The organism is Streptomyces sp. NPDC104814, assembly GCF_055583185.1.
The window spans coordinates 92678-114525 of record NZ_JBVJOL010000007.1 but is presented as its reverse complement, the minus strand read 5'-3'; the positions used below and the strand labels follow the sequence as shown (position 1 = coordinate 114525).

Genomic DNA, 21848 nt, shown 5'->3' with positions numbered 1-21848 from the left:
GGTAGGGGAAGCCGGCCCGCCCGTCGTGGTCGGTCCGGGACTGACGGTGTCGTGGAGCCGGCCGCTCGTCAGCCGGTCGCGAAGTCGGACAGCTGGGTCTGCGTGCCGTTGAAGCGGTCGTGGTCGCCCACCGTCTTGCCGGTGGCGGTGTACTGCCACATCGTGTACGACGTCCAGCCCGCGGGGAGCGGTCCGGCGGTCGCGGCATAGCGGGCGATCCACAGGGGGTTGCTCGCGCCGAAGCCCGAGTAGTCCCCGGTGCACTGGGTCCACCAGCTGGTGGCCGTGTAGATGACCGCGTTCCGGCCGGTGCGTGCCTTGTAGCGGTTCAGGAAGTCGCGGATCCAGCCGACCATGGCGCTCGGGGACTTGCCGTAGCAGGCGTCGCCGTAAGGATTCCACTCGATGTCCAGGGCGCCGGGCAGGGTTTTGCCGTCCTTGGACCAGCCGCCGCCGTGGTCGACGAAGTAGTCGGCCTGGGTGGTGCCGCCGGTGGAGTCGGGGGTCGCGAAGTGGTAGGCGCCGCGGACCATGCCGGCGTCGTAGGAGCCGCCGTACTGCTGGGAGAAGTAGGGGTTGGTGTAGTAGGTGCCTTCGGTGGCTTTGGCGTACGCCCATCGGGCGCCGCCGTCGCGCAGGGCTGCCCAGTCGACGTCGCGTTGGTGGCTGGAGACGTCCACGCCCTCGGTCTGGGCGGCGCGGGTGGCGAGGGCGTCATCGGCGACGGCTTCACCGCCGTCGTGCGTGAGGACGCCCATGCCCATGAAGGCGCTGCCCCGCTCGGGGGTCATCGGGTCCGGCAGGGGCAGTGCCGCCGGAGTGGACAGGGCCAGCAGCAGGCCGGTCAGCGCGGTGGTGACGGCCAGGCGCGGGCCTCGGGGGCCGGGGGATATGGAAGGTCGCACGGAATCCATCTGACCCGCGGTCGGGCGGTACCGCACTCCGGATACCGCCCAACGAGGCCGCGAGTGCCCAGGGTTGGTCCATACGGGTGGCCCGGCCACGGGGTGCGGCGGCCGTGACCGGGCCGGTGCGGGCTCAGCGCGCGAGAGTGCCGGGTCAGCCCTCGATGCGGTGCTGGGACCAGAAGGAGGTCAGATCCGTGGTCGTGGCGGCCTGGGCGGCGGCCTTGAACTCGGCCGTGGTGGACACGCCGTACCAGTGCGCCGCCGCGTAGTCCTTGAGCAGCTTGGCCATGGCGCTGTCACCGAGGACGCGGCGCAGGTCGTGCAGGGCGCACTTGCCGTAGCCGTAGACCACGGTGGAGTAGCGGGAGGAGTGCGCGTCCCAGTAGGCCATGGAGTTGGTGATCTTCTCGGCGCTGGAGGCCCAGGAGACGCTGCTCCAGCAGTTGCTGCCCGTCTTGCCGAGGGCGAGGTCGGTGGCGTAGTCGGTGAAGGACTCGTCCAGCCAGGGGCTGTTGTACTCGTCGTCGCCGACGATGCCGTACCACCACTGGTGGCCGATCTCGTGAGTGAGGGCGGTGGTGCTGACCAAGTCGAGGACGAAGCCCGGGTACTCCATTCCGCCGAACCAGTAGTTGTTGTCGATCACCGCGTCCAGCTCGCCGTAGGGGTAGGCGCCGAACCGGGAGGCGTGGGCGTCGACGGCCGACTTGGCGGTGCTGAGCATGGACTGGGCACTGGTGGAGCTGATGCCCGAGACGGAGTAGACGTTGATGGGGACGCCCGCCGCGGAGGTGCCGGAGATCTTCGTGAAGGGCCCGGCGCCCCAGGCGAAGTCACGGACCTTGGCCGCGGTCGCCGTGGTGACCGTACGGCCGCTGGAGCCGGGGGTGTCGGTGGAGGTGCCGGTGGCCGGGACGAGCAGGCCGCTGGGGTGGTCCAGGGTCACCTTGAAGTCGGCGGCCAGCGAGTAGAAGGACTCGCCGTTGTTCGTGTACGGGTCCAGGTGCCAGCCGGAGCCGTCGCGGACCGCGAGGACCGGCAGGGCGTTGCCGATGAAGCTGTAGGCGCCGTCATGGCCGAAGCGGTCGGCGCCGCTGGGTACGGTGATGCCGAGGTCGAAGCCGAGAGTGGCGCTCTGGCCCTGGCCCAGCGGGCTCGGCAGGTCGATCTTCAGGGCGGTGCAGTCCGCCGAGAGGGTGCCCGCGGTGCCGCCGGTGACGTTGCTGACCCGGATGGGCATCGCGTCACAGGTGCCGTGGTAGTTGTCCCACAGCCGCAGATACACCTCGCCGAGCGCGGTGGCGGAGGCGTTGGTGAAGCTGACGCTCTCGTGCCCGCTCCAGACGGTGCCGCTCGTGTCGCTGCTGAGGTTCACCGTGTAGGAGGGGGCCGCCGGGGTGCGGGTGGCGTCGGTCGTGGGCGGCGTGGTGTCGCCGGAGGTGGCGAGGGCGATGTCGTCCAGGACGAAGCTGGTCTGGAGGCTGGAGTCCTCGGTACCGGTGAAGGAGAGGTTCACGCTCTGCCCGGCGTACGCGGAGACGTCGAGCGACTTCTGGACGTAGCCGGTGGCGGCCTGGAGGTTGGAGTACGTGGCCAGGGTGGTGGAGCCGATCTTGGCGGTGAGCTTGTCGTAGGCGACGGAGGAGGTCGTCTCGTCGGTGTCGATGTGCAGCCAGAAGGTGAGGGTGGCGGTGGCGCAGCCGGCGGGGATGGTGACGCTCTGGCTGAGCGTGTCGGTGTGGGTGCCGCCGACTCCGTCCAGCCAGGCGTAGCTGCTGCCGCTGTGGGCGCTCTGGCCGGAACGGCTGGTGATCACCGTGGACGAGGACTGGCTCCAGGGTGAAGTCCCGCTCTCGAAACCGCCGTTGGCGACCACCTGGGTCGGGGTGCAGGTGGTTGCCACGCTGTGCCGCGCGGTCGCCGGGTCTGCGGAGGCGGGCGCGGCGGGGAGGGAGAGGGCGGCCAGCGCGGCGACGGTGAGGGCACCGGCACCGAGGGCTCTGTGGGGGGTCGGTCTCACACGCTACTCCTTTGTGGCGGCCGGGGTCCGGCCTGCTCGAAGACCGCCTGGCCGGCTGGGGTGCGCCGGGGCGGTCACGGATCGTGCTCGCGTGATCGGTACGGTCGGCCGACGGCACCCTCTTGGGGTCAGGGGCGCCGGCTGCCAGCAGCGTGACAGATCTGACCGGTGCATGCCAGAACTCCGCCGGTAACAGCGCAACCGTGCCCATGCGACGGGCGAACGCGGCCGGTCGTCGGGCGGCCTCGTGGAACGGCCCGTCCACCGGAAGGGAGGACGGGCCGTGGAGGCGGCACCAGGGCGCTGAACAGGTGCGCGAGGCGGGGCCGCCGCGCCGAACCGGGCCCGTGCGTACGGGATCGCGGCACTCCCGCACGTGCCGTCCCTGCATGTGATGCGCACCATAACCGCGTTCCGGAACTCGGCTGCCGGCCGGTCCGACTCCTGAAACGGTACGGCTCGATCCGCCGACGCCGTACGGACGTGATCTGGAGACGCGGTTGATGGACGAGTCCCGGCAATCCCCTTCCCACGCGGGTGCCGTGCTGTTGCGCAAGCTGACACCCCCGCCCGCCCTCTGCGGGTTCCTGCTGCTCCTCGCGGTGCTGTTCACCGTGTCGTACGCCGTCGGCGCCGGTACGGGACCGGTCGCCCCCGGCATGCACGGCGCCGGTACGAGCCGGGACGGCGGTGGCGGTGGCGGCTCGGGCACCGGGGGCGACACGGACGGCATGGGGGACATGCATGGGAGCGGTCACTGATGGGCGGGGTGGAATCGGCCCTCGCCCTGGTGACGACGGACCTGACCGTCGGGGGCATGACCTGCGCGGCCTGCGTGACCCGGGTCGAGAAGAAGCTCGGCAAGCTGGACGGGGTCACGGCCACCGTCAATCTGGCCACCGGACGCGCCCGCGTGAGGCACCCGGCGCAGATCAGCCCCGAGGAACTCGTCGCCACCGTCGAGAAGGCCGGATACACGGCAGCCCCGCCCGAACCGCCCGGACAGCAGCGGGACGAGGGCGGGAGAAAAGGGGACGAGAGAGAAGAGGACGAGGGTCCGTCGAACGAGCGGAGCCGGCTCCTGATCACCGCACTGCTCGCCATCCCGGTGCTCGTCCTGTCGATGGCGCCCGGTCTGCAGTTCCGCAACTGGCAGTGGTTGTGCTTCGTGCTGGCGGCCCCGGTCGCCGTCTGGGGTGCCCGGCCCTTCCATGTGCGGGCGCTGCGGGGTCTGCGGCACGCGGCGGCCACCATGGACACGCTGGTCTCGCTGGGCGTCGTGGCGTCCTTCTCCTGGTCCGCGTACGCGCTGTTCCTCTCGGGTGCCGGGGAGCCGGGGATGCGGATGCCGTTCACGCTCATGCCTACGGCATCGGGCGGCACCGCGCACATCTACCTCGAAGCGGCTGTCGGCGTCCCCCTGTTCGTCCTGACAGGGCGCTTCCTGGAGGGGCGGGCCCGGCGGGGCACCGGCGCGGCACTGCGCTCACTCGCCCGACTGACCGCCAAGGAGGTGTCGGTACGGGACGGCGGCGCTGAACGGCTCATCGCCATCGACCGGTTGGTCGTTGGGCAGGTCTTCGTCGTACGGCCCGGCGAGCGGGTGGCCACGGATGGCGAGGTGGTCGAGGGCAGCTCCGCGGTGGACCTCTCTCTGGTCACCGGGGAGAGCGAGCCGGTCGAGGTGCAGCCCGGTTCGGCTGTGGTCGGTGGAGCGGTCAACGCCGGTGGACTGCTGCTCGTGCGCGCGACGGCCGTCGGGGCCGACACACAGCTCGCCCGCATCACCCGGCTGGTGACCGAGGCGCAGGCCGGCAAGGCCCGGGCGCAGCGGCTGGCCGACTCGGTGGCAGGGGTCTTCGTCCCCGTCGTGCTGGCGTTGGCGGTCACGACGCTCGGCTTCTGGCTCGGCGCCGGTGCCGATCCGCAGGCCGCCGTCACCGCGTGCGTGGCGGTCCTGGTCGTGGCCTGCCCCTGCGCGCTGGGCCTGGCGACACCGACCGCGCTGATGGCCGCGACGGGTCGGGGCGCCCAGCTGGGCGTGCTCGTCAGCGGGCCGCAGGCGCTGGAGGGACTGCAGCACATCGACACGGTCGTACTGGACAAGACAGGCACACTCACCACCGGTCACATGAGTGTCGCCCGGGTCACGGTCCTCCCCGGTGGGCCGGGGAAGGAGACGGTACTGCGGCTGGCCGGTGCGGTGGAGCGCGGCTCGGAGCATCCCCTGAGCCGCGCCATCACGGCGTACGCCGAACGAGCCCTGCCGGGCAGGCCGTTGCCGGAGGTGAGCCGGTTCCACGCCCTGCCCGGGAGAGGCGTACGGGGACGGGTCGAGGGGCGACTGGTCGAACTCCTCGCGCCGGACGAGGCATTGCCCGCGCCCCTCGCGGAGGGCCTGTCCGCGGCTGAGGCCGCCGCCCGCACACCCGTCCTCGTCCGGATCGACGGCGTGGCCGAGGCCCTGATCGAGGTCGGGGACGTCGTACGGTCCGGCAGCTACCGTGCCGTGGACGGGCTGCGGCGCCTCGGCGTCCGGCCGGTGCTCGCCACGGGGGACCGGGAAGCGCCGGCCCGGGCAGTGGCATCGGCCATGGGCATCGATGAGGTGCACGCCCGCTGTACCCCTGAGAGCAAGGCCGACCTTGTGCGCCGCCTTCAGGAGAAGGGCTGCCGGGTCGCGGTGATCGGCGACGGCGTGAACGACGCCGCCGCGCTCGCCGCCGCTGATCTCGGCATCGCCATGGGCAACGGCACCGACGTCGCCGTCGGAGCGGCCGACGTGACCCTGGTGCGCGGCGACATCGAGGCCCTCGCCGATGCCGTCCGGCTCGCCCGGCGCACGCTGGGCACCATCCGCGCCAACCTCGTCTGGGCGTTCGGCTACAACGTCGTCACCGTACCGCTCGCCATGGTCGGTCTGCTCACCCCGATGCTCGCCGCGGCTGCCATGTCGGCCAGCTCGCTGCTGGTGGTGGGCAACAGTCTGCGGCTGCGCGCCTGGCAGCCCTCACCCGTACGGAGGAGGCGTACGCGATGACCGAGCAGCATCCGTGGCGGCCGTCGCGGCGCCGCCTGACCGACACCCTGCTCGCCGCGTGCGCCCCCGTCGCATCCGGCATCCTCGCCCTCGGCGGCCTGAGCACGTGGGCCGCATTCGGCAACGCGGGAAGCCCGGCGCGGATCGCGGTCCCGTCCGGGCGGGTCTTCCTGCCCCATGGCGGAACGACGGAGACAGCGGCGTTCTTCGAGATCTCCAACACCGGCGGCGCGGACGACCGGCTGCTCAAGGTGACGTCCACCGCGATACCCGGTGAGATCACCCTCAGCCGTCACCGCATGTCCGGCGGCACAGTGGCCTTCAGAAGCGACGTCGACTCGGCCGCCGTCCCCGCGGGCGGTGCGCTGTCGATGTCCCCGCTCGCAGTGGACGTGACCCTGCGGGCCGGCGCGGGATGGCAGGCGGGCGACCTCGTGCCGTTCACGCTGCACTTCGAGCACAGTGCGCCCGTCACGGCGTTCGCCGTGGTGGTCCGCCCGGGCGACGGTTCCAGGTGAGCACGGGAGCCGTCCGCGGACCCGCTCTCCTTTAGAAGTCGGAAGCGGTGACGGGCCGGTTCCCGGCTTTCGCCATGGCCCACATCACCTCTCGCTGATTGAGCAGGGAGCCTGGTGGATTTCCGTACCCCCGCATGACGACCCCGGCCCGGATGCGAGGATGAAGCGCCATGACAGCAGGGTGGGGCGCTCGCACGATGCGGGCCGCGATGTTCGCGGCCGTGTGCGTGCTGCTCGCCGCCGTGGGTCACGTCCTGATGTCCGGAAACGACGTGCCGGCATGGGCATGGACAGCCGGACTGGCGCTGACCGGCGCCGCGGGCTGGTGCCTGGCGGGCCATGAGCGCACGCTGCCGCTGATCGTGACGGTCGTCGTGGCCGCGCAGACCGTGCTGCACGAGGCGTTCGCCTACGCCCAGTCGGCAGCCGGCCCTTCAACCTCCGCGGGCCTGGGCGGCATGGCTTCCATGGCCTCCATGGACATGCGCTCGATGCGCTCGATGCATCCGGGCTCGATGCCCATGGGCTCCATGAGCATGGGCTCCATGAGCATGGGGCACGCGAGCATGACCCACATGGGGATGACCCACATGGGCATGACCCCCATGGGCACGGACCCCATGAATCACCTCGGCCACTCCATGGGCGGCATGTCGTCGTTCGGCATGCTCGTCGCCCACCTGCTCGCCGCGGTGCTGTCCGGCCTGTGGCTCGCCCACGGCGAGAAGGCAGCCTTCCGCATTCTGCGGGCGACGGCCGGCTGGCTGGCGGCGCCGTTGCGGCTGCTGCTCGCCCTGCCCCTCGCTCCGGACCGCCCTCGCATCCGCCCGCGGCGGCGCCGTTCGGACCGGTCGCCGCGTCTCCTGCACCTCGTCCACGCGATCACCTCCCGGGGTCCGCCGGTGGGAACCGCTGTCGTCTGACGACAGCCGGTTTCCCGAGGCCGCCCTTCCGCGCCTCGGGCCCACGGCCGTACGACCGCACAGGCGCGCCGGCGTTGCAGCGCCCGCGGCGTAGGGCCGTCCACCCACTTCACCGGGACCGGACGCACTCTCGTGTGCCCCGGCCCGGATCAGGTTGACCCGAGAAGGACACCAGGTGATCACCTCTGCCCTGCCCACCTCGCCTGCCACCAACGACCGACCGAGTGGCACGGCACGCGACAGAACGGCCGCACTCGACGAATCGATCACCGCGTGGGCGCTGGCCGCCCGAGCCGGTGACGCGGACGCGGTCGAGCAGTTCGTGCGTGCCCTGCACCGCGACGTCCAGCGGTACGTCGCTCATCTGTGCCGCGATCCCCAGGCCGCGGACGATCTCGCGCAGGACACGTTCCTGCGGGCGCTCGGCAGCCTCCACCGGTTCGAGGGACGCTCCTCGGCCCGGGCGTGGCTGATGTCCATCGCCCGGCGCGCGGTGATCGACAGCTACCGGTACGCCTCCGCAAGGCCGCGTCTGTCCGACGTACCGGACTGGACGCTCGCCGTCGAACTGGCCCAGCCGTGCGGTCTGCCCGGTTTCGACGACGGCGTCGCGCTGCTGGACCTGCTGGCGTCCTTGCCCGACGACCGCCGGGAGGCGTTCGTCCTCACACAGATGCTCGGCCTGCCCTATGCGGAGGCGGCCGAGGTGAGCGGCTGCCCGATCGGCACGGTCCGCTCCCGCGTGGCCCGGGCCCGCGCGACCCTCATGGGGCTGCTCGAGCAGGCCGAGAGCCCCGCAGCCCTGGCGGCCTGAACCAGGGGGCCCGCAGCCCTGGCGGCGGTCTGAACGAGGGTGGGCGCCGGTACCGACCGGAGAAAGCCGGGTACCGGCGCCCTCCCGCAGACCGGACGGCTCCGCAGGCCGGACGTCGCAGGGGAGAGGCGGTACGTGGTCCACCGACGGCGCCTCCTTCGAGCGATGTCGCCCACCCGGTCGCCAACTGCCGTGCCGCTCACGGGAACTCCCGCGGGGTCCGCTCCGACTTCTGGACCGGGGTGGGAAGTTCGCCCCGTACCGAATGGATCCGGGAGTTGTTCGATGCGTTCTCGTAGGTGGTGCTGTGCGGCGGTCGTCGTGATCGGCGGCCTGCTGGCGGCGGGCTGCGGCGGTGGCGAGAAGGACACCGGGGGAGTGAGCACGGGGCGGGCCGGAAGCTCCGTTCCGGGCGCACAGCCGGTGTCGGTCACCGATTGCACGGGCGCGAGGACCACCTTCACGGCCGTCCCGCGGCGGATCGTCACCAGCAACGCCTCCAGCCTGGAGCTGCTCCTGCGCCTGGGTGCGGGTGACAAGGTGATCGGCACCGGCTTCCCGCCCGGCAAGGGCACGCTGCCCGGTCCGCTCGACGCGCAGGCACAGCAGGTCAAGGTGCTGGGCCGGACCGTCATCCCCAAGGAGAAGCTGCTCGGCTCCGGGGCCGACCTGTACATCGACACCTTCGCCTCCATGGGGAGCATGGGCGGCGGCATGGGTGACGCGCCGACCGAGGAGGAGTTCAAGGCGGCCGGGATCGACCACATCTATCTGAAGTCCACCGCCTGTGCGGCACAGAGGAAGTCTCCGGTGACCGACCTGTCCGCGGTGGAGGCCGACATCACCTCGCTGGGTGCGGTCACCGGCACCGGCGCGCGGGCCAGGGAACTCGTCGCCGGGATGAGAGCCAAGGTGGACGCCGTACAGAAGGCGGTCGGCGCCACGCCGGAGGGCGAGCGGCCCACGTACTTCTTCTTCGACTACGACGCCGGCACCAAGCAGCCCGTCGCCATCTGCAACCGCCAGGTCGCCCACGCCGTGATCACCCTGGCCGGCGCCCGCAACGTCTTCGCCGGCTGCGACGGCGACCACCAGCAGGTCGGCTGGGAGGACGTCATCGCCAGGAACCCGGACTGGATCCAGCTCGGGGTCCGCAACCGGGGCAGCGAGGAGGCGAACAAGAAGGCCTTCGACGAGGCCGAACGGTGGCTGAGGTCCAACCCCGCCACCAAGGGGCTGAAGGCGGTGCGGGAAGGCCACCTCCTGCGCATCGGCTCCGAACAGACGACCATCGCGGGCGTGGAGAACGCCGACACGGTGCAGGCCGTGGGCAAAGCCCTGTACCCGGGCAAGGTCGGCTGATCGTGGCCCTCACCTCGACGCGTCGGGCCGCGCCCCCCGAGGCGCGTGGCACCCTGCCGGCCGGACCGGTGTCGGCTGTCCTGGCCGTGGCGCTCCTGGCCGCGCTGACGGCAGCCGTCGCATGGGGCTCGACGCCCCTTGCGGCCGGCGAGGTGTGGGCCGTGGTGTGGCGAAGACTGTCCGGTGAAGCGCCGCGGCCCGGCACCGACGACCTGATCGTCTGGCAGCTGCGCTTGCCCCGCGCCCTGCTCGCCGCTCTCGTGGGTGCCGGGCTCGGGGTCGTGGGTACGGCCGTGCAGGCGCTGGTGCGCAACCCGCTCGCCGATCCGTATCTGCTGGGCGTCTCCAACGGTGCCTCGCTCGGCGCCGTCGCCGCCATCGTGCTCGGCGCCGGAGCGGGCGGGGCCCTGGGACTGGGGCTGTCCGCTGCGGCGTTCGCCGGGTCGCTGGCCACGTTCGCACTGGTGTGGGCGGTGGCCCGGCGCGGCGGCGGGTTCGCGCCGCTGCGGCTGGTACTGGCCGGGGTGGCGATCGGCCAGTTCCTGTCCGGCTTCACCAGCTTCCTCGTGCTGCGGGCCGGGGACGAGCAGCAGACGCACAGCGTCCTGTTCTGGCTCATGGGCAGCCTCGGCGGCGCGACGTGGGACTTGCTCGCCGTCCCCGCCGTCGCCGTACCCCTTGCCCTGCTGTGGCTGCAGGCGCGGGCCCGGGGCCTGAACGCGTTGCTGATGGGCGACGAGACGGCTGCCGGTCTCGGCGTCGACGTGACGCGTCTGCGCCGTGAGCTGTTCACGGTGACCAGCGTGCTGACCGGTGTCCTGGTGGCGGTCTCCGGTGCGATCGCCTTCGTCGCTCTGATGGTGCCGCACGCCTGCCGCCTGATGGTCGGGGGCGACCACCGTCGGCTCCTGCCGGTCTCGGCGCTGTTCGGCGCCGTGCTCCTGGTCGTCGTGGACATCGTCTGCCGTACGGCCATGGACACCCAGGAGCTGCCGGTGGGTGTGGTCACCTCGCTGATCGGTGCCCCCGCCCTGCTCTATCTGCTGGACCGACGCCTGGGGAGCGGCAGTTGAGGGTCGACATCGAGGATCTGCACGTCGCCTACGCCGGTCGTACGGTCGTCGCGGGCGCGCATCTGATCGCCGAGTCCGGCGAGATCACCGGACTCGTCGGGCCGAACGGCAGTGGCAAGTCCACCCTCCTGCGCACGGTGTACCGGCATCTGAAGCCCGCCGCGGGGCGCGTGCTGCTGGCCGGAGCCGACCTGCGGGAGCTGAGCGCGGCGCAGTCGGCGCGGCACGTGGCGGCCCTCCCGCAGGAGCGAGGCGGCGACTTCGAGCTGACCGTGCGCGAGGTCGTCGCCATGGGCCGGACCCCCTACAAGCGGGCTTTCGCCGGCGAGGACGCCACCGACCGGGACATCGTGGCCCGCGCCCTGGCCGACGTCGGCATGGAGGCGCACGAGGGGCGCCGGTTCACGGCCCTGTCGGGCGGTGAGCGCCAACGCGTCCTGCTGGCCCGCGCCTTCGCGCAGAAACCCGACGTTCTGGTCCTCGACGAGCCGACCAACCACCTCGACATCCGCCACCAGGTGGAACTCCTCGCGCTGTTGCGCGCCCAGCGCCGCACCACTCTGGTCTCGCTGCACGACCTGAACGCCGCCGCCTCCGTCTGCGACCGCCTCCATGTCCTGCACGACGGCACGGTCGTCGCCTCCGGGCCACCACGCGCAGTCCTCACACCCGCCCTGATGGCCGAGGTCTTCGGCGTGCGAGCGGCGGTCGTCGACCACCCGCTCACCGGTGACCCACTGATCGCCGTCGACCACCGGGCGGGGGCGGACCAGCCCGGGACGGCCATCGCGGCGCAGACCGGCACGGGCACCTGAACACGGACGGGGAGGGCGGAAGAGTGAGACGTCGCAGGCCGGGTTCGGATCAGCCCGGGCACATGTCCGAGGACCGGGACCGCTGGCTGCTGGTGGCCCTGGCAGGCTTGTTGTCGTTCGTGGCGATGCTCGACATGACCATCGTCAACGTGGCGCTCGCGGCCGTCGCCGACGGACTGCATGTCTCCGTCGTGACCGCCCAATGGGCCGTACTCGGTTACCAGTTGTCCGTCGTCGCCCTGCTGCTGCCCGTCGGGCGCCGGCTGGACGGCGTCGAGATGCGCTCCGCCGTCCTCGCCGCGACCGCCGGCTTCGCCCTGTGCAGCGCGCTGGCGGCCGCAGCCCCCTCGGTCGGCTGGCTGATCGCCGCCCGCGTGGCCCAAGGGGCCTGCGGTGCGGTGCTGTTCGTGTCGATGCCGGTGCTCGCGATGTCCGCCGTACGGCCCGAGAAGCGCGCTCGGGCGATGAGCGTGCCGGCGACCCTGGGCCCGCTCGGAGCGGTGACGGGGCCGGCCGTGGGCGGGCTGGTGCTGGACCATCTGGGCTGGCACGCCGTCTTCCTCGTCAAGATCCCCTTCTGCGTGCTCGCCCTGCTCATGGCCATGGCGGTGCCCACGGCCCGGGCGAAGCCGAGAGCTGGGGGAAGGGCAACCGCGCCGGGCGGCGGACCGCGTCGGCCCGACCGGCGAGCAGCGGGGGACGCTCTCCTGGTGGCCTCCGGTGTGGCGACCCTGCTACTGGCGCTGACCCTGGCGGCCGGCCGCCCGGTGTGGCTGGTGCTCGCGCTTGCGGCCGTACCGCCGCTGTGGTGGTGGCTGCGCGGCCCGGGCGGGCGCCCGGTGACCGGCGTGCTGCGGGTCCCCGGACTGCTCCCGGCGCACGGCGCGGTGCTGACTCTGGCATCCGGCTTCGCCGCCATGCACTACGTCGTCGCCCTGCACCTTCAGCAGGACGACGGCGTCAGTGCCACGACCACCGGGCTCACCGTGCTCGCCTTCCCGCTCGGCATGGGGCTGGCGGGGCTGCCCGGCGGACGCCTCGCAGATCGCTTCGGTGCCCCGCCGGTCGCGGTGGCCGGAGCCGCTCTCACCGCTCTCGGCCTGCTCCTGCTCCTCCCGCTGGACGACTGGTCGCCGGGGCAGCTGGCGTGGCGGCTGGCCCTGGCCGGTGCCGGCATGGGGCTCAACGGCGGTCCGACCCAGGCGCTCGTGCTGGGCGCCGCGCCACCGGAGCGGGTGGCGACCGCCGGGGCCACCGTCCAGCTCGCCCGCAGCCTCGGCTTCACTCTGGGCCCGGCCGTGGCCACCGCCGCCTGGGGACTTGCCCGGCCCGGCAGCGGTGCGTACGCCGGGCTGGCCGTGGCCGCCGCCGGCGCCTGCCTCGCCGTACCGCTGCTCGCTCTGGCCGCCCGCCGCCCGGCCGCCGTGGCGGAGAAGACCACCGACGCGGCACCCGCCGCCCGTCTCTGAACCAAGGAGTCACCTATGTGCGGAATCACCGGCTGGACGAGCTTCGACCTCGATGCCCGCACCCAGGCGCCGGTCATCGAGGCCATGACCGCCACCCTCACGCGTCGCGGCCCGGACGCGGGCGGAGTGTGGCTCGGTGAACGCGCCGCGCTCGGCCACCGCCGCCTGGCCGTCATCGACCTCGAAGGGGGTGTACAGCCGATGACCGACCGGCCCGGCCGGCCCGGCATCGTGCTCACCTACAGCGGAGAGGTCTACAACCACCACCGGCTCCGGGCCGAGCTGCGCGGCCGCGGGCACGCGTTCCGCACGCGCAGCGACACCGAGGTCGTCCTGCGGGCGTACCAGGAATGGGGCGAGGACGTCGCCGTACACCTGGAGGGCATGTTCGCTTTCGCGGTGTGGGACGAACGCGCCCAGCGGCTGCTGCTGGTCCGGGACCGGCTCGGCGTCAAACCCCTGTTCTGGGCCGCTGTGGACGGCGGCCTCGCCTTCGCCTCCGAGCCCAAGGCCCTGTTCGCCCACCCCGAGATCAGGCCCCGGGTGGACGCCGACGGGCTGCGGGAGGCGTACAGCCTGCTGTTCAACACCGGCCCGACGGTGTGGTCGGGGGTGCGGGAGGTCGAGCCGGGCGGTCAGCTCGTACTCGACCGTGACGGCATCCGCGAACGCCGTTACTGGCAGCTCCAGGCCCGGGAGCACACCGACGACCGGGAGACGACGGTGGAGCGGACGGGGGAGCTGCTCGGCGCCGCGGTCCGCGGTCAGCTCGAGGCCGACGTCCCGCTGTGCAGCCTGCTCTCCGGCGGCCTCGACTCCACGGTGCTGACCGCGCTGCTCGCCGACGAACTGCGGCTGCGGGAGGGTGCGGAGGCGAAGATCCGCTCGTACGCCGTCGACTACAGCGACCAGGCGGAACGGTTCACCGGAGACGTCCTGCGCACGGGCCACGACACCCCGTACGCCACCGAGGCCGGTGCTTTCATCGGCACCGACCACAGCACCGTCGTACTGGACCCGCGCTCGCTGCTCGACCTGGAGCACCGCAGGGCGGTCGTCGTGGCCCGCGACTCGCCGATCGGCGTCGGCGACATGGACACCTCGCTGTATCTCCTCTTCGGCGAGATACGGCAGCACTCCACGGTCGCGCTGTCCGGTGAAGCCGCGGACGAGGTGTTCGGCGGCTACCCCTGGTTCCACCACCCGAAGGCGCTGGCCGCGGAGACCTTCCCCTGGCTGCTGGTGACGGGCGACGAGGCCGCCATGCCCCTGAATCCCGAACTCGGCCTGCGCATCACGGAATTCCGGCAGGACACCTACCGCAGCGCCCTGGCCGCCGTGCCGCACCGGGAGTCCGAGACCCCCGCCGAACACCGGCAGCGCGAGATGCAGCACCTGTCGCTGACCCGATGGCTGCGCCAGCTCCTGCACCGCAAGGACCGTCTGAGCATGGCCCAGGGACTGGAGGTGCGCGTCCCCTACTGCGACCACCGGCTGATCGAGTACGCCTTCACCGTGCCCTGGGCGCTGAAGAGCTTCGACGGCCGCGAGAAGAGCCTGCTGCGGGCCGTCGGCAGGGGCCTCGCCCCGGACGCGGTTCTGCACCGCCCCAAGAACCACTACCCGGCCACCCACCACCCCGACTACAACCGTGGCCTTCAGCAGCTGGCCCGGGACGCGCTCGCCACCGAACAGGTCAGGTCCCTGGCCGACGAAACCCGCATCAAGCCCTGCCTGGACACCCCGCCCGAACAGCTGGAATGGGGCCACCGCCTGCGCCTCGAACGCGTCGTCGACCTCGCTCTGTGGCTCGATCACCACCAGCCCGAACTCGCCCTCTGAGGAGCCCTGATGACCCTCCAGGAACCGACGTCCGCCACCGACCCGGACGTCCTGCCCGACCCGGTCCCGCTGATGGGCTGCCCCTACAAGGCCGATCCCTACCCCTTGTACGAGCGGATGCGCGAGGCCGGCCCGGTCCACCGCGTCCTCTTCCCCAGCGGCGTACAAGCCTGGCTCGTCACCGGCCACGACGCCGCGCACTGCGCACTGAACGACGAGCGCCTCGGCAAGAACCACGACCGGGGCAACGACCGCTGGCGTGCCCGCGCCTCGATCATGCCCGAGCCTCAGCACTCCCGGCTCCAGGTCCACCTGCTGCACCAGGACCCGCCCCGGCACACCCGGATGCGCCGCTTCGTCACCGACGCCTTCACCCCGCGCCGGATCGAGCAGATGCGGCCCCGCTTCCAGGAACTGGCCGACGCGCTGATCGACGCGCTGCCCGAGCACGGTCCCGCGGACCTCGTCTCCGGCTTCGCCGCTCGTTTCCCCTTCCAGGTCCTCGCCGAGGTCATCGGCCTCCCGCACCACCTCGCGGCCCGCTTCGACCGCGACTGGGGCAAGGTCGTCCAGCCGGTCGGCCCGGGCGATCCGGGACGTCCCCGCTACGAGGCGCGCCTGCACGGTCTGCAGAGCTACATAGCCGAGGTCGTCGCGCACAAGCGTGAGCTGGGCGACGACGATCTGCTCAGCCGTCTCGTCGCTGCCCGCGACCGCGGTGAGCTGTCCCAGGAGGAACTGGACTCGATGATCTTCCAGCTCCTCGTCGCGGGGCAGGAGCCGGTCACCAACCAGATCACCACGGCCCTGATCGCCCTCTTCCGCAACCCGGACCAGCTCGCCCGCCTCCGTGACGACCGCGGCCTGCTGCCCCGCGCGGTGGAGGAACTCCTCCGCTACGACAGCGCCTTCGAGCTGACCACCTGGCGCTTCTTCGACCGGGACAGCGACCTGCACGGCACGAGGATCCCGGCCGGCGACTCCGTGATCGTCTCTTTGTGCGCCGCCAACCGTGACCCGCGCCGCTTCCCCGACCCGGACACCCTCGACCTCGACCGCACGCCCAACCCCCACCTCGCCTTCGGCCACGGCATCCACTTCTGCCCCGGAGCCGCCCTGGCCCGCACCGAACTCCAGATCGCCCTGGGCGCACTGATCACCCGTCTGCCCGGCCTGCGCCTCGCCATCGCCGACGAGGACATCGAGTGGATCCCGGCCGTGCTGGGCCGCGGCACCGACCATCTCCCCGTCGACTACGGCCCACGCCGGTGACACCGAGCACCGGCTGACCGAGACAGACCGCACACACCGACCCGGCCCCGGCCGAACCACGCACTCCCCACCGGCGCCTGGCCTGTGCTCCCGCCACGGCGCCATGTCGACGTGCCCTCATGACACAGGAGGACGACATGCCACCGACGACCGCGCCGGACACCCTCACCACGACCATCGCCACCGAGATCCTCGACCTGCTCCTGCCTCACCACCGCACCACCGACCGCGCTCCGACCCCGGCCCTCGCGGACGCGTTCCCCCACCAGCTGCGCCGCCTCGCCGACTTCGTACGCTCCGGCGCACCGGTCGTCTTCACCCTGCCCGGCTTCCCCTGCAAGTCACCCAACCCCGCCAAGGTCCTCGGCCACCTCCCCGACCAGGGCGAGCGCCTGTGTCTGACCTTCCTGGACACCCTGTGCACCGAGATCGAGCGGATCCACCCGCCGGGCGCCAGAGTGATCATCTGCTCCGACGGCCACGTCTTCGGCGACCTCATCGGCGTCCCCGACGACCACATCGACGCCTACGCCGACGCACTGCGCACGCTGATCGCCCAGCACGGCCTGACCAGGCTGTCCCTCTTCGACCTGCGTGACGTCCTCGGTGATCTCCCGTACGACACCAAACGCGCCCACGTCCACGAGCGTCACGCCCCCACTCCGGAGACCCTGCGCACCGAACTCCGCACCGACGACCAGGCCCTTGCCCTCTACCGGGGCATCACCCGCTTCCTCGTCGAGGACACCGCCGACTGGACCGGCACCCGTTCCGCCCTGCAACGCGCCTGCCGGCAACGCGCCTACGGTGTCATCCAGCGCAGCCGGGCCTGGGGCGCCCTGATCGCCGAACACCACCCGGACGCCGTACGCCTGTCCATCCACCCCCAGCCCGTCGGCGCCGCCAAGTTCGGCATCCGCCTCCTCGACACCCCGGACGTATGGACCACACCCTGGCATGCGGCAGCCCTCCACCGCCGCGACGGCACCTGGACCCTGCTCCCCAGAGCCGAGGCAGCCCGCCAGGGGCGCCTGGTGCAGCATCACGGCAGGCCCAGTCATTTCACCCAGCTGTGAAGCAGGGGCTTCGGTCAGGGACACACGCTGCCGGCGTTCCGCCGGGCGGACACATCGGGCCGGGTCGCGCGGCACCGCGGCCCCAGGAGGCGCCCCGACTACTTCGTCCGCGTCGCGGTCGCCGACCACGCGGCCTACGAGGCCTTCCCCCGCAGGTGAACTCTCCGGCCCGCAGGCCTAGCCGCTCGCTCGGGCCGCGCGGGGGCGGCCGCGCAGGTCGGGGAGCCGGGCACAGTCCTCCGCTGCGGCCAGGCTCTCGCCCACGGCCAGGAGCGACAGGAGCCGTACGGGCCGGCCGGCCGTGGCTGCGGCCTCCAGCTTGTGGTGGCCGTCGAGGAGGAAGTGGGTCGGGCCCCAGTGCCGGTATCGGTCGATCGGCATCCCGGCGGCGGGCTCGCACACGTCCAGCGTGGAGATCGCCACCGCCGTGGGGACCCTTCCCCGCCCCATGAGCGCGACGTACTCCTCGACGCGCTCCCTCTCGTTCCACGTCGGCGGAACCATGGGCACGACGAACTCATAGAGGTGGGCGTCCGAGTCGACGGCCGTTTCGAAGGTCCGGTAGTACGGAGTGTGCGGGTACTCCGGCGGGCCCGGGTCGGGCGCAGTAAGCTCCTGGCGCGCTCGCACGGCACGGGGATGCGTGCTGTCCTGGAAGAAACCTCAGGAACCCTACGCCGATGCGTCGCAACCGTACTGCCGTCCTCGCATCCGCCCGGTCGCCCGCACCGACCGGAGCGGGCGGAGGCCTGCTGCCGGCCAGGGAACTCGCGGTGGCCTGGTTCCTGGTCGTGCTGATCGCGGTGCCCGCCTGGGTGCTGACCGTCGGGCAGGCCCGGCAGATGGGCATCGAACCCGGAACGATGGGGATGGCGCTGCCGCTGTTCCTGCTGCTGTGGGTGACGATGATGGCGGGCATGATGCTGCCGTCCATGGCCCCCGTGGCCATCACCTGGGCGCGTGGCATCGGCCGGCAGTCCTCGGGCTGGGCGCGGACCGGGCGCACCGCCGAGTTCGTCGGGGGATACCTGCTGGTGTGGATGGCGTGCGGGCTGCTCGCCTACGCGGCGCTCGCCCTCACCGGCGGCCTGGTGGACGACCACCCGACCGCCGGACGCTGGATCGGAGCCGCGTCCTTCCTGCTCGCGGGCCTGTACCAGCTCGGCCCCCTCAAATACGTCTGCCTGCGGCACTGCCGCGACCCCATGGGCCACCTGGTGCGCTACGCCGGGTTCCCGCGGCCGGCCCGCGACCTCCGGGTGGGTGTCCACCACGGCGCCTACTGTGCCGGCTGCTGTGCGGGACTCATGGTCGTCCTCGTCCCGCTCGGCCTGATGAACGTGGCGGCGATGGCCGGACTGGCCGCGGTGATCTTCGTGGAGAAGCTGTGGTCCCGCGGTCCGCTGCTCGCCCGGGCCGTGGGGGTCGCCTTTCTCGTCCTGGCCGTGCTGGCCCCCTTCCAGGACTGGCTGCTGCCGGGCCTGCGGGGGGCGATGCCGTCGATGGGCGGCATGTGACGCACAGGGGCGGTGCTCTTCTCTACGCGATGGGCCGGCTCAGATCGGGCCGGGCCGAGTCCACTCCAGGGACTCAGCCGGGCCCGCCCCAGGGGCAGCCCCCGGGGGGCTCAGTCGGGTCCGCTCCAGTCGAACCGGAAGTGCTTGCTCGACTTCCCCGAGCGCTCCCAGGAGAACCCGAACGCCTCGGCGCGATCGGTGGTGGCCCGCCCCCAGGTGGCGACCTGACCGGGGCCGACCTCGGCGCCAGGGGCGTTGTGGAGCTGGACGCGTGCGCCGTCCGGTGTCGTCGGACCGGCCAGGGCCTCGACGGTGGCCGTGACGCGGCCCGGAATCTCGGCCCGCCAGGTGGCGAGGTCCTCGTCGATCTCCACAAGGATGGGAGCGAAGTCCATGCCGCGCATCTCGGGCTGGAGCATCCCCCCGAACTGCGCCGGCCATCCGCCGGCCTCACCGCCGAAGATGGTCCCGAGCGCACCGCGCTGCTGGTCGTCGGCGCGCTCGTCGAGGAAGACCGCGGCGTACGCGTCGGTGTGCTCGCCGGCCCAGATGTTGCCGACGAAGGAGCCGAGCATCAGGACGTTGAGACCGTCGAGCCGCACGTCACCGAAGTTGCCCTCGCGGATGTGCCACGCCAGCACGCCGTCGCAGTTGCCGTAGGTCGGGGGCTGCGCGAACGTGCAGGGGCACGGTATGGCGCAGTTGCACACATCGAACCAGTCACCGGCAAGGTGCCAGCGCGTACCGGTGGTGACCTGCTCTGTCATCTCGCTTACCTCCCGCCGGGCCCGCAGGAGCCCACTCGGAGTGGCGAGACCGCATGTCCCGAGCCCGCTCCCAGGATCGCGAGACGGCCTCCCTTCCAGCTTGCACCTGCCGCGCGACAAGGCAAAGCCCTGGCAACAGGGAGCCCGACCCGGAGATCGTCTGCAGGCCGTGCTGTGGAACGGCACGGTCGGCCTGGCCCCGCTCGGATGTGTCGGCCGGCGGTTCCCGGCCCGATGCTCGGTTCTGTCACGGCGGGTCGCCGGGGTGATCGGGAGGTGGGCCTCGTGGGGGAGTCTGATCGTGCCTGGCGGCGACGCTTGGTCGGTGAGGGTGCGGCGAGGGTGGGGGCATGCCGATCGCGCGTCTGTTCCTTCCGCTGGGCGACACCGAGCGCCCCGTTCCCCTGTGAGCCCTCAGGCTCGTCGAGGCCCTCCCGTTCATCGTGCTGCCGCACCGCCTGTGGCGGCTGCCGTTCGCCGTCGGCTTCACGATGGGCACGCCGTGGTGGGGTGACGAGACCAGCGCTGTCCGTCCTTGGCCCGCAGCCACTGCCGGTACAGCTCTTCGTAGCGGGCCGCGATCAGGGGCTGTGGGGTGAACCGGAGCAGGTCGGGTTCCGTGTGTGCCTGCGCCGCCTCGAGGCTGGGTTCCAGTCCCGCCGCGACCAGCGCCAGGAGCGCGGCACCTTGCAGGCTCGCGTCGGGTTCGGAGCAGGCGTGCACGGGCCGGCCGAGGACGTTCGCCCGCAGCTGGGCCAGTTCGGGTGAGCGCGAAGGCCCGCCGGCGAGGATGACCGGTGTGTCGGGGTCGTCGTCGCCCAAGAGGGTGTCCACGGCCTGGCGTACGACGTATGCGGCACCTTCCTGCGCGGCCCGGAGGACGTGGGCGGGGCCGTGGTGTTCGCCGAAACCCCACAGCCCGCCCCGCTCGCTCTGGTTCCAGCCGGGGAAACGGCTGCCCGTGAGCAGCGGTGACATGGACAGTCCCTCGCTGCCCGCGGGGATCGTGCGGAGTGCGGGCGCCAGCCGCTCCAGAGCGGTGGCCGGGTCGCCGAGTCCCAGCAGGCGGGCCCAGTGGGCCAGCGCTCCGCCGGTCATTCCGGTCGCGCCGCCGCACGTCCACAGCCCGGGGGTGAGATACGGGTTGAGGACGGCCGCCGGAGGGCGGTCGTAGGGGGTTGCGATCACCCGGGTCAGTACATCGGTCGTACCGGCCACGATCACCACGGCGTGGGCGGCCGAGCCGGCCACGGCGGCGGCGCCGACCGTGCCGTCCGGGCCTCCGGCCGCCACCGGCAGACGGCCGACCAGCGCTCAGCGCGCCCGGCGCGATCCGGACGGGCCTCGCTTCCGGCCCAGCGCCTGCTCGCGGACGCGGGCGCAGCTGCGGGTGATCAAACGCGACACATGCATCTGGGAGATGCCCAGCCGGTCGGCGATGCTGTTCTGCGTCATGTCCTCGAAGAACCGCATGTACAAAATGGCCCGCTCGCGTTCGGGCAGCAGGCGCAGCCCCTCCTTGACGGCCTCCCGGTCCAGGACCAGGTCGTAGGACGGCTCCGTCGTACCGAGCCTCTCGGCGAGGCTGTGTCCTTCGTCTTCGGTGGTCGGTTCGGCGTCCAGGGACAGTGTCTTGAAGCTGTCCAGGGCCTCCAGACCTGCCGACACCTCCTCCTCCGTGAGCCCGGTATGGGCTGCGAGGTCGCCGACGGTGGGTTCGTGGCCACCGGGGAGCTGGCTGAGTTCGCGGCGGGCCAAGCGCACCCGGTTGCGCAGCTCCTGCACCCGGCGCGGCACCCGCAAGGCCCACATCCGGTCGCGGAAGTGCCGCTTGATCTCACCCGTGATGGTCGGCACGGCATAGCTCTCGAACGCCCCTCGGGACGGGTCGTAGCGGTCTACGGCCTTCACCAGGCCGAGCGCGGCCACCTGCCGCAAGTCCTCCGCGGACTCACCGCGGTCGCGGAAACGGGAGGCGATCCGATGGGCCATGGGGAGCCACGTCTCCACGAGTTCGTCGCGCAGGGCATTCCGGGCGGGGCCGGCCTCCAGCTCCGCCAGCCGGGCGAAGAGCGCCGCGGTGTCGGGAGCGTCGTCGTGAGTACGGCGGTGGCGCCCTGAAGGCGCGGCGTGGGCGGCCGGCGTGCCAAGACGGCTGGTGGACATGTCGATCGGCATGCGTTCGCTCCCCGAACGATCTGAGGGCCGGCCCGGACGTCGTGCGCCGAACGGCCCGAAGGGACTGTCACGTCAGGTTCTGCCGCGGTGCGGCGCCAAGCCGTGGGAGGACGGCGGACGGGCGACGTCACCGGGCACGCCTCCGGTCCGAAGCGTGAATTCCGGTTGCCCCTGAGTCGCGCCTGCAAACAGTGCGGCAGATGCCGACGCGCTGCCTCTCGGTACGCCGACGGCATGGCGACCGGCCGGACCCA

Annotated in this window: 19 protein-coding genes; 13 read left to right on the top strand and 6 right to left on the bottom strand. The window is 72.2% G+C overall.

The features are described 5' to 3' along the window. Positions 1-68: 68 nt before the first annotated feature. Entirely contained in the window at positions 69-914 is an 846-nt protein-coding gene (locus tag ACZ64A_RS23315) for a lysozyme (RefSeq protein WP_469812748.1), read from the bottom strand. Between the two features lie 145 nt (positions 915-1059). Then, on the bottom strand, positions 1060-2928 hold the full coding sequence (locus tag ACZ64A_RS23310) for a M1 family metallopeptidase (RefSeq protein WP_469812746.1): 1869 nt from the start codon (positions 2926-2928) through the stop codon (positions 1060-1062). Between the two features lie 503 nt (positions 2929-3431). Here ACZ64A_RS23310 and ACZ64A_RS23305 point away from each other — a divergent pair. The 12 genes from ACZ64A_RS23305 (at position 3432) to ACZ64A_RS23250 (ending at position 17132) form a co-directional block, all read left to right on the top strand. After that, positions 3432-3689, top strand: a complete 258-nt coding sequence (locus ACZ64A_RS23305; protein WP_469812745.1) for a hypothetical protein — start codon at positions 3432-3434, stop codon at positions 3687-3689. Beyond that, a complete protein-coding gene (locus tag ACZ64A_RS23300) occupies positions 3689-5968 on the top strand; it encodes a heavy metal translocating P-type ATPase (RefSeq protein ID WP_469812744.1) in 2280 nt (759 codons plus the stop codon). The genes ACZ64A_RS23305 and ACZ64A_RS23300 overlap by 1 nt, the downstream gene beginning before the upstream one ends. Continuing rightward, on the top strand, positions 5965-6486 hold the full coding sequence (locus ACZ64A_RS23295) for a copper chaperone PCu(A)C (RefSeq protein ID WP_469812742.1): 522 nt from the start codon (positions 5965-5967) through the stop codon (positions 6484-6486). The genes ACZ64A_RS23300 and ACZ64A_RS23295 overlap by 4 nt, the downstream gene beginning before the upstream one ends. Positions 6487-6656: 170 nt before the next feature. Further along, positions 6657-7409: a hypothetical protein gene (locus ACZ64A_RS23290; RefSeq protein ID WP_469812741.1), complete on the top strand. Its 753-nt coding sequence runs from the start codon at positions 6657-6659 to the stop codon at positions 7407-7409. Positions 7410-7584: 175 nt separating this feature from the next. Next, on the top strand, positions 7585-8223 hold the full coding sequence (locus tag ACZ64A_RS23285; RefSeq protein WP_469812740.1) for a sigma-70 family RNA polymerase sigma factor: 639 nt from the start codon (positions 7585-7587) through the stop codon (positions 8221-8223). A 285-nt stretch (positions 8224-8508) separates the two neighbouring features. Then, positions 8509-9585 (top strand): ABC transporter substrate-binding protein, encoded by a 1077-nt coding sequence (locus ACZ64A_RS23280; protein WP_469812739.1) that lies wholly within the window; start codon positions 8509-8511, stop codon positions 9583-9585. 2 nt (positions 9586-9587) lie between these two features. Beyond that, positions 9588-10658, top strand: coding sequence for a FecCD family ABC transporter permease (locus ACZ64A_RS23275; RefSeq protein WP_469812738.1), 1071 nt, complete (start codon positions 9588-9590; stop codon positions 10656-10658). Further along, on the top strand, positions 10655-11473 hold the full coding sequence (locus ACZ64A_RS23270) for an ABC transporter ATP-binding protein (RefSeq protein WP_469812736.1): 819 nt from the start codon (positions 10655-10657) through the stop codon (positions 11471-11473). The genes ACZ64A_RS23275 and ACZ64A_RS23270 overlap by 4 nt, the downstream gene beginning before the upstream one ends. 62 nt (positions 11474-11535) lie before the next feature. Further along, positions 11536-12942: an MFS transporter gene (locus tag ACZ64A_RS23265; protein ID WP_469812734.1), complete on the top strand. Its 1407-nt coding sequence runs from the start codon at positions 11536-11538 to the stop codon at positions 12940-12942. Positions 12943-12957: 15 nt separating this feature from the next. Then, on the top strand, positions 12958-14784 hold the full coding sequence (asnB, locus tag ACZ64A_RS23260) for an asparagine synthase (glutamine-hydrolyzing) (protein ID WP_469812732.1): 1827 nt from the start codon (positions 12958-12960) through the stop codon (positions 14782-14784). Positions 14785-14793: 9 nt separating this feature from the next. Beyond that, entirely contained in the window at positions 14794-16056 is a 1263-nt protein-coding gene (locus ACZ64A_RS23255; protein ID WP_469812730.1) for a cytochrome P450 family protein, read from the top strand. 137 nt (positions 16057-16193) lie between these two features. After that, positions 16194-17132, top strand: coding sequence for an L-tyrosine/L-tryptophan isonitrile synthase family protein (locus ACZ64A_RS23250; RefSeq protein ID WP_469812728.1), 939 nt, complete (start codon positions 16194-16196; stop codon positions 17130-17132). Positions 17133-17309: 177 nt separating this feature from the next. On the opposite strand, the gene ACZ64A_RS23245 is transcribed toward ACZ64A_RS23250, so the two are convergent. Beyond that, a complete protein-coding gene (locus ACZ64A_RS23245; RefSeq protein WP_469812726.1) occupies positions 17310-17762 on the bottom strand; it encodes a hypothetical protein in 453 nt (150 codons plus the stop codon). Between the two features lie 50 nt (positions 17763-17812). Here ACZ64A_RS23245 and ACZ64A_RS23240 point away from each other — a divergent pair, with 50 nt between their 5' ends. Continuing rightward, positions 17813-18649 (top strand): DUF2182 domain-containing protein, encoded by an 837-nt coding sequence (locus tag ACZ64A_RS23240; protein WP_469812724.1) that lies wholly within the window; start codon positions 17813-17815, stop codon positions 18647-18649. Positions 18650-18759: 110 nt separating this feature from the next. Here ACZ64A_RS23240 and ACZ64A_RS23235 read toward each other — a convergent pair whose 3' ends face one another. The 3 genes from ACZ64A_RS23235 to ACZ64A_RS23225 all read right to left on the bottom strand — a co-directional run bounded on the left by ACZ64A_RS23235 (position 18760) and on the right by ACZ64A_RS23225 (position 21594). Continuing rightward, a complete protein-coding gene (locus ACZ64A_RS23235) occupies positions 18760-19416 on the bottom strand; it encodes a DUF1326 domain-containing protein (RefSeq protein ID WP_469812723.1) in 657 nt (218 codons plus the stop codon). A gap of 486 nt (positions 19417-19902) precedes the next feature. Then, positions 19903-20709, bottom strand: coding sequence for an FGGY-family carbohydrate kinase (locus tag ACZ64A_RS23230; RefSeq protein WP_469812721.1), 807 nt, complete (start codon positions 20707-20709; stop codon positions 19903-19905). 21 nt (positions 20710-20730) lie between these two features. After that, a complete protein-coding gene (locus tag ACZ64A_RS23225; RefSeq protein WP_469812719.1) occupies positions 20731-21594 on the bottom strand; it encodes a SigB/SigF/SigG family RNA polymerase sigma factor in 864 nt (287 codons plus the stop codon). Positions 21595-21848 lie beyond the last annotated feature (254 nt).